General features: G+C 72.1%; 17 protein-coding genes. 4 read left to right on the top strand and 13 right to left on the bottom strand.

Features of this window, described 5'->3' with window-relative positions:
- Positions 1-15 precede the first annotated feature (15 nt).
- On the bottom strand, positions 16-648 hold the full coding sequence (sigE, locus tag F8566_RS42385) for an RNA polymerase sigma factor SigE (protein ID WP_225994021.1): 633 nt from the start codon (positions 646-648) through the stop codon (positions 16-18).
- 210 nt (positions 649-858) lie between these two features.
- Between sigE and F8566_RS42380 the strand changes: the two genes are divergently transcribed.
- Positions 859-1464: an O-methyltransferase gene (locus F8566_RS42380; RefSeq protein WP_151568754.1), complete on the top strand. Its 606-nt coding sequence runs from the start codon at positions 859-861 to the stop codon at positions 1462-1464.
- Positions 1465-1471: 7 nt separating this feature from the next.
- Positions 1472-2083 (top strand): hypothetical protein, encoded by a 612-nt coding sequence (locus F8566_RS42375; protein ID WP_151568752.1) that lies wholly within the window; start codon positions 1472-1474, stop codon positions 2081-2083.
- 60 nt (positions 2084-2143) lie between these two features.
- Here F8566_RS42375 and F8566_RS42370 read toward each other — a convergent pair whose 3' ends face one another.
- From F8566_RS42370 to F8566_RS42355, 4 genes are all read right to left on the bottom strand, one after another.
- Positions 2144-2869, bottom strand: a complete 726-nt coding sequence (locus tag F8566_RS42370) for an anti-sigma factor (protein ID WP_151568750.1) — start codon at positions 2867-2869, stop codon at positions 2144-2146.
- Positions 2870-2994: 125 nt separating this feature from the next.
- Positions 2995-3504: an anthrone oxygenase family protein gene (locus tag F8566_RS42365; RefSeq protein WP_151568748.1), complete on the bottom strand. Its 510-nt coding sequence runs from the start codon at positions 3502-3504 to the stop codon at positions 2995-2997.
- A gap of 139 nt (positions 3505-3643) precedes the next feature.
- Positions 3644-5143: a leucyl aminopeptidase gene (locus tag F8566_RS42360; protein ID WP_151568746.1), complete on the bottom strand. Its 1500-nt coding sequence runs from the start codon at positions 5141-5143 to the stop codon at positions 3644-3646.
- A 96-nt stretch (positions 5144-5239) separates the two neighbouring features.
- Complete coding sequence (locus tag F8566_RS42355; protein WP_151568744.1) at positions 5240-5407, bottom strand: DUF3117 domain-containing protein; 168 nt, start codon at positions 5405-5407, stop codon at positions 5240-5242.
- A 156-nt stretch (positions 5408-5563) separates the two neighbouring features.
- Here F8566_RS42355 and F8566_RS42350 point away from each other — a divergent pair, with 156 nt between their 5' ends.
- Both F8566_RS42350 and F8566_RS42345 read left to right on the top strand, forming a co-directional pair.
- A complete protein-coding gene (locus F8566_RS42350; RefSeq protein WP_151568742.1) occupies positions 5564-6373 on the top strand; it encodes a PaaX family transcriptional regulator in 810 nt (269 codons plus the stop codon).
- Positions 6366-7151, top strand: a complete 786-nt coding sequence (locus F8566_RS42345; RefSeq protein ID WP_151568740.1) for an enoyl-CoA hydratase-related protein — start codon at positions 6366-6368, stop codon at positions 7149-7151. The genes F8566_RS42350 and F8566_RS42345 overlap by 8 nt, the downstream gene beginning before the upstream one ends.
- Here the strand turns inward: F8566_RS42345 and F8566_RS42340 are convergent.
- The 8 genes from F8566_RS42340 to F8566_RS42300 form a co-directional block, all read right to left on the bottom strand.
- Complete coding sequence (locus F8566_RS42340) at positions 7148-7795, bottom strand: response regulator transcription factor (RefSeq protein WP_192810144.1); 648 nt, start codon at positions 7793-7795, stop codon at positions 7148-7150. The two genes, F8566_RS42345 and F8566_RS42340, sit on opposite strands and share 4 nt — an antisense overlap.
- Positions 7783-9021 (bottom strand): sensor histidine kinase, encoded by a 1239-nt coding sequence (locus F8566_RS42335; protein WP_225994020.1) that lies wholly within the window; start codon positions 9019-9021, stop codon positions 7783-7785. The genes F8566_RS42340 and F8566_RS42335 overlap by 13 nt, the downstream gene beginning before the upstream one ends.
- A complete protein-coding gene (locus F8566_RS42330) occupies positions 9018-10133 on the bottom strand; it encodes a glycosyltransferase family 4 protein (protein WP_151568738.1) in 1116 nt (371 codons plus the stop codon). Before F8566_RS42330 ends, F8566_RS42335 begins: the two co-directional genes overlap by 4 nt.
- A complete protein-coding gene (locus F8566_RS42325) occupies positions 10118-11230 on the bottom strand; it encodes a glycosyltransferase family 87 protein (protein ID WP_151568735.1) in 1113 nt (370 codons plus the stop codon). The genes F8566_RS42330 and F8566_RS42325 overlap by 16 nt, the downstream gene beginning before the upstream one ends.
- Before the next feature lie 375 nt (positions 11231-11605).
- The gene (locus F8566_RS42315) at positions 11606-12181 is read right to left on the bottom strand and encodes a DNA-3-methyladenine glycosylase I (protein ID WP_151568733.1); all 576 of its coding nucleotides are present in this window, start codon (positions 12179-12181) and stop codon (positions 11606-11608) included.
- A complete protein-coding gene (locus F8566_RS42310; protein WP_151568731.1) occupies positions 12178-12621 on the bottom strand; it encodes an SRPBCC family protein in 444 nt (147 codons plus the stop codon). The genes F8566_RS42315 and F8566_RS42310 overlap by 4 nt, the downstream gene beginning before the upstream one ends.
- A complete protein-coding gene (locus tag F8566_RS42305) occupies positions 12618-14264 on the bottom strand; it encodes a hypothetical protein (protein WP_151568729.1) in 1647 nt (548 codons plus the stop codon). The genes F8566_RS42310 and F8566_RS42305 overlap by 4 nt, the downstream gene beginning before the upstream one ends.
- A gap of 111 nt (positions 14265-14375) precedes the next feature.
- Positions 14376-15680 (bottom strand): alkaline phosphatase PhoX, encoded by a 1305-nt coding sequence (locus F8566_RS42300; RefSeq protein WP_151568726.1) that lies wholly within the window; start codon positions 15678-15680, stop codon positions 14376-14378.
- Positions 15681-15692: the final 12 nt, after the last annotated feature.

Below are 15692 nucleotides of genomic sequence, written 5' to 3'. Positions count from 1 at the left end.
GCGCATCCGGCGCGGCTAGACGCCCTCCGGCTGCAGTCTCCGGTGGGGCGCGCGGTGCTCGAGCGCGGCACGCAGCTGCGCCCTCCCCCGGTGGATGCGGCTGCGCACGGTCCCCAGTTTGACGCCCAGCGTCGCCGAGATCTCCTCGTACGACAGCCCCTCGATGTCGCACAACACCACGGCCGCCCGGTATTCGGGGGCCAGGGCGTCGAGCGCGGCCTGGACGTCGGCGTCGAAATTGCGGTCGTCGAACGCCTGCGCGGGCGTGGGTTCACGGCCCTGCAAGCGCTCGGCGGCGTCATCTCCCAGTCCCTCGAAGCGAATGCGCTGGCGGCGACGCGCCATGTCGAGGAAAAGGTTCGTCGTGATGCGGTGCAACCAGCCCTCGAACGTGCCCGGAGTGTAATTGGACAGCGAACGGAACACCCGGACGAAGACCTCCTGCGTGAGATCCTCGGCGTCGTGCTGGTTGCCCGTCAGTCGGTAGGCGAGCCGGTAGACGCGCCCGGAGTGCTCGCGGACGACCTCGTCCCACGAGGGCGGCGCCCACTCCGCGTCCGGAGCGTTCTCCCTGGCTGCTGCGTTACCGAGCCCCTGCCTGGGGCCGACCCCCACAGCGCCCTTGAATGTAAGTGCTGCGACTCCCATGGTCCCGGGTTGTTCCTCTCTGTGCCTCACGCTGTCGCATTGGAACGACACGGTCGCGCCTGGGCTGGGGCGGTTGTGGACCGACTGTCAGTTAGAACGCGACGAAACGCGAGTTGGTTCCCGGTCAGCGATATGGTCTTTCCAGCATGAGCCAGGCGGGGGTCCCGCGAGGAGGCAGCCATCGACGCCATTCAGGCCACCCTGGCCTACGTGGAGGAATTCCTTCCCGAAGACGAACCGATAATCCACGCCCGCCATCTCGGCGAGGAGTTCGGCGCGGTGCCGATCGGCGCCGCGGGAGGCGCCGCGCTGCGCTTTCTCGCGGCCATGATCGACGCGCGGACGGTCGTCGAGATCGGCTCCGGCTGTGGTGTGTCCGGGATCTGGCTGCTCCGCGGCATGCGCAAGGACGGCGTGCTGACCAGCGTCGACGTCGAGCACGAGAACCAGCGGCTGGCCAAGCAGGCGTACGCGGAGGCCGGGTTCGCCGCCTCCCGGACGCGGATGATCGTGGGCCGCGCGCTGGAGGTGCTCCCACGGCTCACCGACGGCGCGTACGACATGGTCTTCTGCGACGCGGCCAAGCAGGAGTACCCCGAATACCTGACCGCGGCGCTCCGGCTCCTGCGGCCCGGCGGCGTGGTGGCGTTCGACAACGCGCTCTGGCACCACCGGGTGGCCGATCCCGATCACCGCGACCCGGAGACACAGTCGGTCCGCGAGGTGAACCGGATGGTCCGCGAGGACGAGCGCCTCGTGCCGCTGCTGCTGCCGGTCGGCGACGGCCTGCTGTGTGCCGTCAAGCGCGACGACTGAGCCGGCCATGGCGCGCACGGACGAGCAGGCCCTCCCGGCGTTCCCGGTCCGGGCCCGCCTGACCTGGCGCGTCGCCGTCCAGATCATCGCGTGCCTGATCCTGATGATCGCCTCGGTGGCGTTCGTCGCGGGCGGCCTGATGCGCGGGATGAGCGGCGGCAGCGTGCTCTTCATCGGGCTGGGGGTGGCAGGGCTGGCGCTGTTCGGCGCCGGGTTGTCCACGTCCGCCGGGACCCTGCTCAGCCGCCGTCCGGTGCTGGAGCTGGACGCCGAGGGCGTGCGCCGCCCGGCCCGCTGGCCGCTGCCCCGCCGCGCCGACCGGGTGCTGCCCTGGCGGGAGATCCACGCGATGTGCGCCGTCCGTCGCGGCCTGACGAACGCCAAGCGGGGCGAGCAGGACTACCTGGTCTTCCTGCCGTCCGCCGAACTGCTCGAAACGGCCCGTACGGCCGAACGGCCCCAGCTGGTCGCGCTGACCCTGCCGGACGTGCCGGCGACCGCCGAGGCCGCCCGGTGGTCCTTCGCCGTCGACGCGAGCTGGACCGCCTCGCTCAAGGAGATCGTCGCCGAGGCGCGCCGCCGCCACGCGGTCCCGGTCGTCGACCGCCGCAAGCAGTGATCAGCATCACCTGAGACCTGCGTCATCACCGGTGAGCTGCGTCATCACCGGTGAGCAGGGTCATGCCGGGAGCGCGGCGGCGAAGACGGGATCGGTCGTCGGCTCCGGTGACCCGCCCTCCGGCTCGACGGTGATCCCGATACCGGCGGCCGCGCCGATACCGTCCACGACGATCGGGCCGGACCCCGTGTCGGTCAATCCGGCGGGGCGCGGCGCCCCGGCCCCCAGCAGCCAGAGCTCGTAGGTCCGCGACGGTGGCGCCGCCGGCAGACCCGTCATGATCACGACGGCCCGGTTCTCCCGCCGGGAGACCACGACCGTGCCCCGGCCTCCGGTACGGACCGCGGCTGTGACCGTACGCGCGTCGGGCGCCGTCAGGACCGACTCCACCTGGCGCTGCCGGGCCTCGACCCGGTCCAGGCGGTCCTGGGTGCGGACGGTGACCACCCCGAGGGCCACCGCTACCAGGAGGCATGCGGCGGCGGCCAGCGCGAGGAGCCGCGGCGGGAACACTCGGCCGCCGCGCCGCCGGATCCCCGCCGCCCAGGGCCGCACCTGGGGCGTCCGGGAGATCTCAGTGAGCACCCGGTCCCGCAGCTGGAGCGGCGCGGTCCGGGCGGCGGCGGTGCCCAGGCGTGCGGCCGTCGCACGCAGGCCGCGCATTTCCCGGGCACAGGTGCCGCATTCCGCGAGGTGCGCTTCGAACTGCCGCGCCTCGATCTCCGGAAGGGCGTGGAGCGCGTAGGCCCCGGCAAGGTCGTGCATCGTCTCGGAAGCCCGTGTCATCGATTCACCCCCCAGTCGCGCACCCGCGCCCCTTTGACACCTATTCGGCTTTGACACCTATTCGGCGCCGGCGGCATCACGGATCGGTCGGCGGCGGATACTTTCCGTTCGTGATTTCGGCCACCTCAGCCATTGCCGGTGACGCGGCCGTGCAGTATGAGCGCCCAGGCGAGGCAGCCCAGCGCGGCGGTGGAGGTCAGCGCCCGGACGATGTTCCACGTGACCCAGCGGGCCTCGAACGCGGTGCGGACGGCGGCCAGGTCCGCGATGTCGGCCGGATCTCCCGCGGCCGCGAGCCGGTCGTTCAGCGGCACGTTGATCGCGAAGGTGATGATCAACACGATCAGGTAGAGCACGAACCCGGCGATGATCCACGGCAGCGCCGGACGGTCGTCGCCCTTCCAGTGCAACGCCGCCGCAAGGCCGGCGAACGCCAGCGCGCCCATGAAACAGATCATGAACCAGCCGTTGACGATCGCCACGTTGATCCGCTGCATCGAGTCGATGAACGCACGGTCGTTGACCTTGGCCAGTCCCGGCATGACCGCGTAGGAGAACGACGCGAAGAGCCCCGCCATGAGCCCCATCGTGACCACCGCGGCGATGAGCGAGCCTGCCTGCAGCACCTTGAACATGAGTTGGCTTCCTCTCAGAGATACGACGTTTCTTCCGTCGTGTCTCAAGCCAACAACCGGCCGGAACGCGGCGACATGTCTCAGAAGCGGCCCCGCATACGCGGGAGTCCAGCTCGCCGGGGCGGCGAGCTCGCCGGCCTCAGGAGGAGGCGGGGGCGAGCCAGCTGAGGAGGAGACGGGCGCCGAAGCCGGTGGCGCCCTTGGTGATCTCGGCGTCGTCACTCGTGGCGCGGCCCGGGCCCGCGACGTCCAGGTGCGCCCAGGCACGATCGCCCACGAACTCGCGCAGGAAGAGCGCCGCCATGATCGAACCGCCGCCGAAGCCGCGCCGCTCGATGTTGGCCACGTCGGCCACGTCCGACTCGATCGCCTCGCGGTAGTCCTCGACCAGCGGCAGCCGCCACAGCGGCTCACCGGCGGCCGCGCCTGCGGCGTCCAGTTCGGAGGCGAGCGCGTCGTCGTTCGCGAAGAGCGCCCCTGTCCGCAGGCCGAGCGCGACCTTCGCGGCCCCGGTGAGCGTGGCGACGTCGACGACGACGTCCGGGGCGAGCTCGGCGTCGGCGTACGCCAGGGCGTCGGCGAGGACGAGCCGGCCCTCGGCGTCGGTGTTGAGCACCTCGGACGTCGTGCCGCCGAAGTGCGTGATCACGTCGCCGGGACGCATGGAGGAGCCGGAGGGCATGTTCTCCGCGGCAGCGATCAGCCCGGTGACCCTGGCGCGCACGCCCAGCGCGCGGAGGGCGCCCATGACCGCGATGACCACGCCGCCGCCGGCCATGTCGGTCTTCATCGTCTTCATGTTGTCGTTGGGCTTGAGCGAGAGCCCGCCGCTGTCGAACGTGATCCCCTTGCCCACCAGAACGATGTGCCGTTCGTCCCCCTCGGAAGGGCCCTCGGGACGGTAGGACAGCTCGATCAGGCGCGGCGGGCGGGGTGACCCCGCACCGACCGCGATCAGCCCGCCGAAGCCGCCCTCGGCGAGCTCCTTCTCGCCGCGCACCCGCACGGCGAGCCCGGTCTCGGCGGCGATCTCCGTGGCGCGCTCGGCGAGCCAGGAGGGCCCCTTCTCGGTCGCCGGGGTGTTGGCCAGGTCGCGGGCCAGCGCCGCCGTCCGGGCCACCACCGTGCCGCGCTCGACGGCCGCCGCGTCGGCCTCCGGGCCCGCCTCGGTCAGGATCGCGAGGGTGCCCAGCGGCGCCTTCTTCGGCGGCCGGCCGCCGGCTCCCGGCAGGGCGGACACAGTGAACGTGTACGAGGCGAGCAGGGCGCCCTCGACGAAGGCCGCGAGATCACCCGAGGGGACTCCAGCGGCCATCGTCGTCCGGCCCCTGCCGCGGCGTGCGAGCGCGGCCCCCGCCTTGCGCAGGTCCGCGGGAGCGGCCTCGCCCACCCCGTACAGCAGCAGCTCCAGCACCCGGCCGCCCACCCGCACAGGGGCGGAGACGAGCTCGCCAGGCTCGCCCTTGGCGCTGTTCAACGTGAGCAGCTCGTCCAAGGTGAACGGCAGGAACGACGCGATCTCGGCCTCCGGCGCCGTCGGCCCTGAACGCACCGGAACGGCCACCACCTCGGCCCCAAGACGCTCAGCCGCCCCGGACAAAGTGCCGCCGACGCTGCTGACATTGGTCTCGATGGGCATGAACGGGGGCCTCTCTCATCGCTCTGGCTGCTGGCGAACACGGCGAGAGTCCCGGCGTCTCCGCCGGGACCTTCACCACAACTCGGGGCTGAGGCGCTAGCCGACGACTTCCTTGAGAGCGTCGCCGAGCTCCTTGGCCTCGTCTGCGGAGAGCTCCACGACAAGGCGTCCGCCGCCTTCCAGCGGGACCCGCATGACGATTCCGCGCCCCTCCTTGGTCACTTCGAGCGGACCGTCTCCTGTCCGCGGCTTCATCGCCGCCATGCGTGCATCCCCTTCCTGCCTAGGGCCGCGTGGGGCCTCCGGGCACCGTTGGCCGCGTGGCCGCCTGTCGCATCCGCGTCATCAGTAGTGGTCCATTATCTCGTCTTCCGAGCGCGAAGTGGTAACGATCAGCCTCCAGATCGAGAGACTGCACTCATGAATGCTCGTTCGGCGCTGTTCGATCTCTACGGCGACCATCTTCGGGAGCGGGGCGGGCAGGCCCCGATAGCGGCGCTCGTCCGGCTGCTGGCCGCCCTGGAGATCGCCGCTCCGGCGGTGCGCACCGCCGTCTCCCGGATGGTCCGCCAGGAGTGGCTGGAGCCGGTCCGGCTGCCGCCCGGACCGGGGTACGCGCTGACCCCGCGCGCGGTGCGGCGGCTCGACGAGGCCGCGCACCGGATCTACCGCGACCTGGGCCCCTGGGACGGTCGCTGGCATCTGCTGGTGGTCGAACGCGTGCGCGAGCGGGCGCGGCGGGACCGGCTCGCGGCGGGGCTCGGTTACCTCGGCTACGCCCGGCTGTCGGAGAACACCTGGATCAGCCCGCGCGCGTCGAGCGAGCTCGATCCGCTCCTGGACGCCGAATCCGTCCGGGCGGAACGGTTCCACTCCGCGTACGAGGGCGACGCGCACGGGCTGGTGGCGCGGGCCTGGGACCTGGACGGCCTGGCCCGCGCGTACGAACGGTGGCTCGCCGACGCCCATGCCCTCGTGGCCCGCGACCAGGCGTTCTCCGACGAGCAGGCCTTCGCGATGCGGAGCCGGCTGGTCCACGAGTGGCGCAAGTTCCTCTTCCGGGATCCGGGACTGCCGCAAGACGTCCTGCCCGAGGGCTGGCCCGGCACCCGCGCGGCGCGGTTCTTCGACGCCGAGGCCGCGCGCCTCTTGCCCGCGGCCTCCCGATTCGTCGAAGGTTGCCTGGAGGACCCCAGCCCGCGGGGCGACGAGGAGGACGACGATGTCTGAGACCGTGCTGTACGACCTCACCGAGGGTGTGGCAACAATCACACTCAACCGGCCGGACGCGATGAACTCGCTGACGGACGAGACGAAGTCGGCACTGCACGCCGCCCTCGAACGCGCCGCGGCCGACACCGCCGTGCGCGCGGTGATCCTCACGGGGGCGGGCCGCGCCTTCTGCGCCGGTCAGGATCTGCGCGAGCACGGTGACAACCTGGCGGCCGGGAAGGGTCTGAACGACACCGTGCGCCGCCATTACAACCCGATCGTGCAGGCCATCGCGGAGATGCCCAAGCCCGTCGTGGCCGCCGTCAACGGCGTGGCGGCCGGCGCGGGCGCGTCGCTGGCACTGGCCTGCGACCTGGTGGTCTCCTCAGACAAGGCCTCGTTCGCCACTGCGTTCACCGCAATCGGCCTGGCACCCGACAGCGGCATGTCCTGGACCTTGCAGCGGCGCGTGGGCTGGACGAAGGCCGCCGAGCTGCTGCTCCTCGGAGACCGGGTGAAGGCCGCCGAGGCTCTCGAACTCGGCCTGGTCAACCGGGTGGTCCCGGCCGACGAGCTGGCGCCGGCCGCCGTCGAGCTCGCGCGCCGCCTCGCCGCGGGCCCGACCGTGTCGTACGGAGCCGTCAAGCAGGCCCTGCACCACGCGTCCACCAGCGACCTGGCCTCCTCCCTGGAGAAGGAGGCGGAGCTGCAGGACCTGTGCGAGAAGACCAAGGACCACCACGCCGCCACCGAGGCGTTCCTGGCCAAGCAACAGCCGACCTTCGAGGGCAGCTAGAGCTCGCCGCGCAGGTAGAGCAGCACCGCACGCACGCGGCGGTGGTCGTCGGGGGCGGGCGGGAGGTCGAGCTTGGCCAGGATCGAGCCCACGTGCTTGATCACGGCCGCCTCGGAGACGACGAGGCGCCGGGCGATCGCGCCGTTCGACCGGCCCTCGGCCATCAGCTCGAGCACCTCGCGTTCGCGCTCGGTGAGGCGTTCGAGCGGCGAGTGCTCGCGCCGCCGGGAGAGCAGCCGCCGGACCACCTCGGGGTCGATGACGGTGCCTCCGGCGGCGACGCGGTCGAGCGCGTCGATGAACTCGGCCACCTCGCCCACCCGGTCCTTGAGCAGGTAGCCCACGCCGCCGCCGGTCTGGAGGAGCTCGGAGGCGTACGACTGTTCCACGTACTGCGACAGGACGAGGATCGGCAGCTCCGGCCGTTCGGCCCGCAGCGCGAGCGCGGCGCGGAGGCCCTCGTCGCGGAACCCGGGCGGCATGCGCACGTCGGTGACCACGATGTCGGGCAGATGCTCGGCCACCGCGGCCGCCAGCCCGGGAGCGTCGCCCACGGCGGCGACGACCTCGTGCTCGAACCGGCCGAGGATCTGGCTCAGGCCCTCGCGCAGCAGCACCGAGTCCTCGGCGATCACAACTCGCATGGGATCTCCACCCGCAGGATCGTAGGGCCGCCGGGCGGGCTGGCGAGCCGCAGCGTGCCGTCGTAGACGGCCACCCGGTCGGCCAGCCCCTGGAGCCCGCTGCCCTCGCCCGCCCGGGCGCCGCCCTTGCCGTCGTCCCGCACCTCCACCACCAGCAACCGGCCCTGGTGCCTGACCAGCACCCTCGCCCGGTCCGCCTCGCTGTGCTTGACCACGTTGGCCAGGGCCTCGGCGATCACGAAGTAGGCGGCGGACTCCACCCCCTCGTCCGGCCGTCCGGGCAGCTCGACGTCCACCTCCACCGGCACCGGCGCGCCCTCCGCCAGCGATTCCACGGCCGCCCTCAGCCCGCGGTCCGTGAGCACCGACGGATGGATGCCCCGGACCAGGTCGCGCAACTCGGCCAGCGCGGCCCGCGCGTCCTGCTGGGCCTTGTCGATCAACTCCGAGGGCGTCTCCAGCCGGGCCAGGCCCAGGGTCATGATCAGGCCGGTGAGGCGCTGCTGCGCGCCGTCGTGCAGGTCCCGCTCGATCCGGCGCCGTTCGGCCTCGAACGCGTCCGCCATCCGGGCGCGGGACGCGCGCACCGCGACCAGTTCGTCCTCGACCGGCCGGACGAGCAGCAGCCGCGCCAGCGCCGCCCTGGCCCCGGCCAGCACCGCCATCACGTACAACCCGACCACGAACATCGCCACGCCGGCGGCGACGCCCACCCACGCCTCCTCAGGCTGGTCGACGGTCCCGTACGGCCCGTACTGGAGCTGATCGCCATGGCCCACCAGATAGGCCGACCCGACCTGCACCGATGACCCCACGATGATCACGAACGGCACCACTACGTCCACCGCGCCGAGCAGCGCGAACAACAGCGCGAACCCGAACTCCCGCCACGTCGCGGCCTCCCGCAGCCGGAGCCGCAGCCACGGCCGCCACCCCGGCGCGGCCGGTTCGCGGTGCGGGGACGGCGCGGGCCGCGCGTCCAGCAGGCGCAGCCTCCGCCGTTCGACCGCCGCCAGCCCGATCGCCGTCAGCGGTACGAACAACAACAGCCCGAGGCCCACCACCAGCGGCGCCAGCAGCACGCCCGCGGCCCCGACGACCAGCACCACCGCCAGCCACCCGACCGCGACCAGCGGCCCGGTCGCCAGGTAGGCGATCGAACGCCACGGCCACGACGACAGCAGGAACCGCAGCGGGTTCCGCGCCATGGCGCGCCAGACGGTCATGCCCTGACCGTAGGCGACGCGCGGGAGAGCAGGCCACGCAGCCGGTCGTACGAGCGGTCCCAGGTCCAGTCGGCCTCCGCCCAGGCCCGCCCGCGCTCCCCCATCCGGCCGTCCTCGGCCGTGAGCAGCTCGATCAGCCGGGCGGTGATCTCGGCGACCGATCCGCCGTCCACCACGTAGCCGGTCTCGCCGTCCCGTACCGCCTCCGGCGCGCCGCCGGAATCTCCCGCGAGCACCGGCAGCCCGGCGGCCGCCGCCTCCAGGAACACGATGCCGAGCCCCTCGGTCTCCAGGCCGAGCCGCCGGTTGCGGCACGGCATCGCGAAGACGTCGGCGGCCGCGTAGAAGGGTGGGAGCTCGTCGTGCGGGAGCCCGCCCGCGAAGACGACCGCGTCGTCCGGGGCCATGCCGCGCAGCCAGAAGTCCTGCGGCCCGGACCCCACGATCAGGAGCGTCGCCCCCGGAACCGCCCGGCGGACGCGAGGCATGGCCCGGATCAGCTGGTCTTGCCCCTTGCGTGGGACGAGCCGCGACACGCTGAGGATCACAGGCCGATCGCCCAGCCCGTAGTGCTCGCGTATCGGCGTCCCGTCGACGTCCGGGTGGAAGCGCGTGCTGTCCACGCCCGGGACCAGCCGGGCGGTATGGGCGCGCGGGCCGAGCGCGGGGGCGATGCGGGCACGCGTGTATTCGGTGAGATACGTGACCGTCCCCACCCGCTCCCCGATCTTGTGGAGGATCTGACGGGCACCCGGGACGCTCGCCCACCACACCTCGTGCCCGTGCGTGGTGGCGACCGACGGCACCCCGCCGAGCTGCCCGGCAAGGAGCCCGAGCGGTGCGGCCGCGCCGAACCACACGCTGTCGCAGCCGTACTCGGCGATCAGCCTGCGCGCGGTGCGCGCGACGGCCCGGGTCGGGAGCAGCGTCCGGGAACGGTCACGGACCACCGGGAACGGGAGCCCCCGGTCGAACGCCTCCGCGCCGGGCTCGTCCGACGTGTAGACGACCACCTCCCTGGCCGGGAACCGCCGGGCCAGCTCGTACACGAACGTCTCGATGCCGCCGCGCCGGGGCGGGAAGTCGTTGGTGATGATCAGGCAGCGAGGCACAGCTCCGCCTCCTTCCGGCGCTCGTTCAGGTAGGCCCAGCAGACGAGCACGGCCGGGTAGATGAGGTAGCCCTCGCGGGTCGCGGGCATGAGCGCGGTGGCGAGCACCAGGCCCAGGGCGAGCCGGAAGACCGCGGCCCTGAGATCACCGGGCGGCCGGACGACCAGCGAGATGCTCATGCCGAGCACGGCCAGCCCGAGGATCGCCACCGCGGCCGCATGCCCGTACGCGCCGGTCTCGGCGAGCAGATGCCCGGGCAGCGGGCTTTCGGCGGGCGACTCCACGCCGGCGAGCCCGAGGGGGAACGCGACGACGTTCTCGAACATCCCAGCCGGATCCACCAGCGCCGGTACCCCGACCCCGAGCGCGACGACCCCCGCGGCCACCACCCCGTACCGCCGCGCCTTGCTCCGCCGGGCCGCGACCAAGGCCAGGCAGACCAGAGCGGCGGGCCAGGCGGTGGCCTTCAGCGTCGCGGCGAGTCCCATGGCGAGGCCCGCGAGCTCCGGCCGGTCCCGTACCGCGAGCGCGAACCCGACGCACACCAGGCCGATCACCGGCAGATCGTCACCGCCGACCACCAGCGGCAACGCCACCAGCGGTGAGGCCGCGAGGATCCTGCCGTGACGCCCCAGCAGCGCGAGGAACACGCCGCCGAACACCAGCCGGGCGTCGATGCCCGTGATCGCCGACGGCAGCCCGAGCAGCGCCATGCCTGGGAGGTAGGGGTTGTACGACTCGTACGAGCCGCCTGCCAGCTCATCCGGGCTCAGGTAGGGCGTGCCGTGGGTCAGCAGATGCTCCCCGGAACGCTGGACGACCGCCACCTCCGGCTGTCCCTGCCCCGCGAGCACGAGGACGGCGAGAGGGAGCACCACGGCACCGCCCAACGCCAGCCAGGCGGCCGCCCGCGTTCGCCAGAACACCGCCGCGAGGCCGTACGCGGCAGCCGCGAAGAGTCCCCAGATCCGGTGGGGACCGAGATGGGTGACCGCCGCCGTCACGGCTGCGAAGACCGCGAAGCCTCCGTAGAGGAGGGGCTCCGCGCGGGTCCTGACGGCGGCCGGGAGGGCAGGTGGGAGGGTCAGCGTGGTCATGCCACCAGGCAACCGGCCGGACGAACCTAGATCATTAGACCTGTCCGCCGACTTGGAGGTATGGCCAGCTCTACCTCCGAACTCCACAGCCCTGGAAGAACACCTGGTCAGCGGCACTCAACGGTGACGCCCCCGCGTTGCAGCACATCGAGCACTTCGTCGAGGGAGGGGACAGGAGGATCGCTCGGCTCCGGCGTCCAGGACCGGCGCGCGACGTCGAAGTCGTTCCAGACCAGGGTGAACCTGCCCGCCGTGCCGTACCCGCCGCACAAGCAGTCAGAGAGCGAATCCAGGCCGGTCGCCGTCCTCGGTCTCGGCGATCAGCCGATAGCGCGCCATCCCTTGTCCCCCAAATGGCCGGGGAGGTAACAAGATCTACCGGTAGGCGCCGCGACGATGGCAGTCCACCAGATGGTCGTCGACCAGCCCACAGGCCTGCATGAGCGCGTACGCGGTGGTGGGCCCCACGAACCGGAAGCCGTGCTTCTTCAGCTCCTTGGCCAGTGCCGTCGAACCCGGCGTGACCGCCGGCACGTCCTCCGTGGACTTCGGCGCCGGAGCGTCCGGGTCGGCGAAACGCCAGACGGTCGCCGCCAGGCCCTCCGCCAAGTCCAGCCCTGCCCGTGCGTTCGCGATCGCCGCTTCGATCTTGGCCCGGTTGCGCACGATCGCCGTGTCGGCCAGCAACCGCGCGACGTCATCGGGACCGAAACCGGCGACCTCGGCCATGTCGAACCCGGCGAACGCGGCGCGGAAGCCCTCCCGCTTACGCAGGATCGTCAACCACGAGAGGCCCGACTGGAACGCCTCCAAGCACAGGCGCTCGTACAGCCCCTGATCGTCGGTGACCGGCCGTCCCCACTCCTCGTCGTGGTAAGCGATGTAGTCAGGAGCCGACAGCCCCCACGGGCAACGCGCGAGCCCGTCCTCGCCCAGGATCGCAGTGCTCATCCGCCCGTTCTACCGTCCACCTCCGACAAACCGGCCAGCCTTCGCAACCCGAGCCGCATGAAAAGCCTCGTCACCGGCCCGAGGACCAGCCACCCGGCCCGCCCGAGCACGCCGAGCGGAAGGTCGATGCGCTCGACCCAGAGCACCCGGCTCCCCACCCCGAGCGGCGTCACCTCGAACCAGGCGTCGCCCCGCACGACCTTCCCGGTGTGCCGGACCACCACCCGCCGCCCCGGCGACCACTCGGTGATGACCATGGTGTCGAGGAACCCGACGGGCCCGATACCCGTCCACCCCTCCAGCGTGGCGCCGACTCCATGCCCGCCCTCGGCCCGCGTGAACGGCATCCACTCCCCGTGCCGGGGCCAGTCGGTCAGCACCCCGAACACCGTGTCGGCAGGCGCCGCCGCGTACGCCTCCGCATGCACCGCGACCCTCATGAGCGCTCATCCCGCCGCACGACCGCAGCCCCGTTCGACTCGTGATCGTCGAAGAGCTCCGCCTCGAAGAGCTCGTCCTCCTCGAACGAGGGCTCCTCCCTGTTCACCGGCCGCTCACCGGGATAAGCCGCCTCCGCCTTGGCCCAGACCGACGTCTCCCCGCCAGCACGCGGCTGCTCAGCCACAGACGCCTCGCCGACGCCAGGCAGCGCCCCAGGTTCAGGCGCTTCCCCAAAGGTCGGCGGCTCGTCCTCAGCTGGCGTCGCCGTGAAGCCAGAAGGCTGCTCCGGCGCGGGCTGTTCTGCGTCGTCAGGCGGCCCTGGCGGTTCCGGGGACGCCGCCCCAGTGGCGGTCGGCGGGATCTCGTCGGTGTCCGCCTGGGCCGGCTCAGGCGTCTCCACAAACGAAAGCGGCTCGGCGGCCAGCGGCCTGTCGTCAGGTGGCGCTGCGGGCAGCTCATCCCGAGCGGGTGGCTCGCCATCAGTGAGCGGCCCTGACACTGGCTCGCTCGATCCAGGCAGTGATTCTGCCGCTGGCGCATCACCGAAGGCAGGCGCGTTGGAAGGCGGCTGCTCCGGCGCAGACGGCTCGGTGGATCCGGACAACGACCATGGCTCAGGCGCTCCGCTGACTGAATCCGCATCGCCGGACGGCGACTCTGCCACAGGCGTTTCCGAAGAGAAAGGCAGGTCAACGGCCGTCCGTGGCTCCACAACCGGCGGATCATCGGCAGGCGGCCGCTCTGGCGCGGGCAGGTCGTTGAAACCCGGGAGCGACTCTCGTGCAGGCGCTTCCGCGCCGAAGGGCGCATCAGCAGTTGGCGGCGAGCCATCGGCAGGCGGTTGCTCGGTGGAGCTGGGCGCAGGCGTTCCGCCGAATGCTTCCGCATCGCCGGGCGGCGACTCGACCGGAGACGCTTCCGGGGAGAGAGGCGCGTCAACGGCCGTCTGCGACTCCACTACCGGCGGGTTGTCAGCAGGCGGCTGGCCCGACGTGGGCAGCTCGCCAAAGCCCGGAGACGACCCTGACGCAGATTCGCCCCTGAAGGAAACCGCGTCTGAGGGCGGCGGCTCCGCGGAGAAGGGCACATCGGCGGCCGTCGGTGGTCCCGCGAGCGGTGGGTCGTCGGCAGGCGGCTGCTCTGGCGCGGGCGACTCGCCAAAGCCCGGCAGTGACCCACGTTCAGGCGCATCCCCAAAAGAAGGCGCATCGGAAGGCGGCGGCTCCGCGGAGAAGGGCGCATCAGCGACCGTCGGTGGTCCCGCGAAAGGCGGGTCGTCGGCGGGGAGTTGGGGTTGGGTGTCGGCGGGGAGGCTTGGCTGGGTGGATTCGGGGGTGGTGCCCAGGCGGTGGTGGAGGTCGGCCAGCTGCTGCTCCAGGGCGGCTGTGCGGCTTTCGCGTTCGGCCAGGGAGTAGGCGAGGCGGCGGAGGGCTTCGTCGGTGGCGCCGACCTGGTAGCCCCAGAGGCCGCGCGGGAGGTGGAGGAGGGCCACGTCGGTGCCTGTGAGGGGGCGGCCGGGGAACGGGAGCGGGGGGTGGTCGGGGTGGGTCGCGGCCAGCTCGCCGCCTCTGCCCATGGCAAGCACGACGACGGCGCCCAGCACGGCCAGGCCGGCCAGGACGAGGACCACAACCACGATCATGCTCCGATCTGTCTACGCCTTCCCATGAACGATCGTGCCATGTCCTGGAGGGTGAAGGCGCATGACCACGGAGGACGCCCCCCGCGATCACTGACCGCAGGGGGCGGACCGTCAGCGGTGCAGGCGGTGCCAAGGGCCGGTGATCGCGAAGGTCACGCCCGGTGTCTGGCGGTTGGCGTAGAGCGTGCGGCCGTCCGGGGAGAACGTGACCCCGGCGAACTCGCTGTCGTTCAGCGCGTTGCGGCCGAACGCGAACGGCTCGCCCTTGCGGGTGGTGCCGATGAGGAACTGCTCGCCGTCGCCGTCCTCAGCGAGGATCACACCGCCGCCGTACGGGGAGACGGTGATGTTGTCAGGGCCGTCGAACTTGCCGCCGGCCTTGAAGACCAGTTCGAGCTCGATCGTGTTCTGGTGCGGGTCGTACTTCCAGACCTGGCCCGCGTGGTCGGCGGCGGCGCCGTCGGACTTACGGGAGTAGCTCGCCACGAAGTAGGCCTTGCCGTGGCCCCACCAGGCGCCTTCGAGCTTCTGGCTGCGGGTGATCGTCTCGAACTGCTTGCGGGTGGACGTGGCGGCCGCCGAGGGGTCGGGCACCTTGACCCAGCGGCAGTGGAACGTGGCGCCGGGTTCCTGGACCATGGAGAGGTCGGGCAGGTCCCGTACGTTCATCGCCTCCAGACGGCCGCCCTCCAGGTAGGAGTGGTATTCGCCGCGGTGGGCGCGGGGCCGGAACCGGTAGAAGAGGCCGAACGGCTTGCTGGCGTCCTCGGTCAGGTAGGCCGTGTGAGTGTGCGGGTCGATGGCCACGGCCTCGTGGGCGAAACGGCCCATGCCCGTGATCGGGACGGGCTTGGTGCGCTTGCCGCGCGGGTCGACCTCGAACACCCAGCCGTGCGACTTGGTCTGCGCGGCGAAGCCCTCGGTCTCCTCGCAGGTCAGCCAGGTCCCCCAGGGGGTGCGCCCGCCGGCGCAGTTGGTGGAGGTGCCGGCGAGGCTGATCTGCTGGTCGACCAGGTTGCCGTGCCGGTCGACCTCCAGGGTGGTGGTGCCGCCGAACGCGGCCGGGTCGTACACCAGCTCCGCGGGCGCGACCGGCTTCACGCCGCTGGCCGTCTGCTCGTGGTTGCGGACCAGGCGGAGCGTGTCGTGGCGCCGGCCGGGGTAGGTGGCCATGCCGTCGTGCTTGCCCGGCACCGTGACGCCGTCCGCGATCAGGTCGCCCTCGGCGGAGAGCGTCTTGTACGAGAAGCCCTTCGGCAGGTCGAGGATCCCCTTCGGGTCGGGGACGAGCGGGCCGTAGCCGGAGGTCTCGGCTCCCGCGGACGTCTGGAAGACCGATTCGAGGCTGCCTGCCAGGGCGATGGACAGCGCGCCTGCCGCGCCGCCCTTCATCACCCCGCGACGGGACACGGACATGGGGACTCCTTC

This window comes from Actinomadura rudentiformis (assembly GCF_008923185.1).
GTDB classification, from domain to species: Bacteria; Actinomycetota; Actinomycetes; order Streptosporangiales; family Streptosporangiaceae; genus Spirillospora; species Spirillospora rudentiformis.
This window is presented reverse-complemented; position numbering and strand designations above follow the sequence as displayed.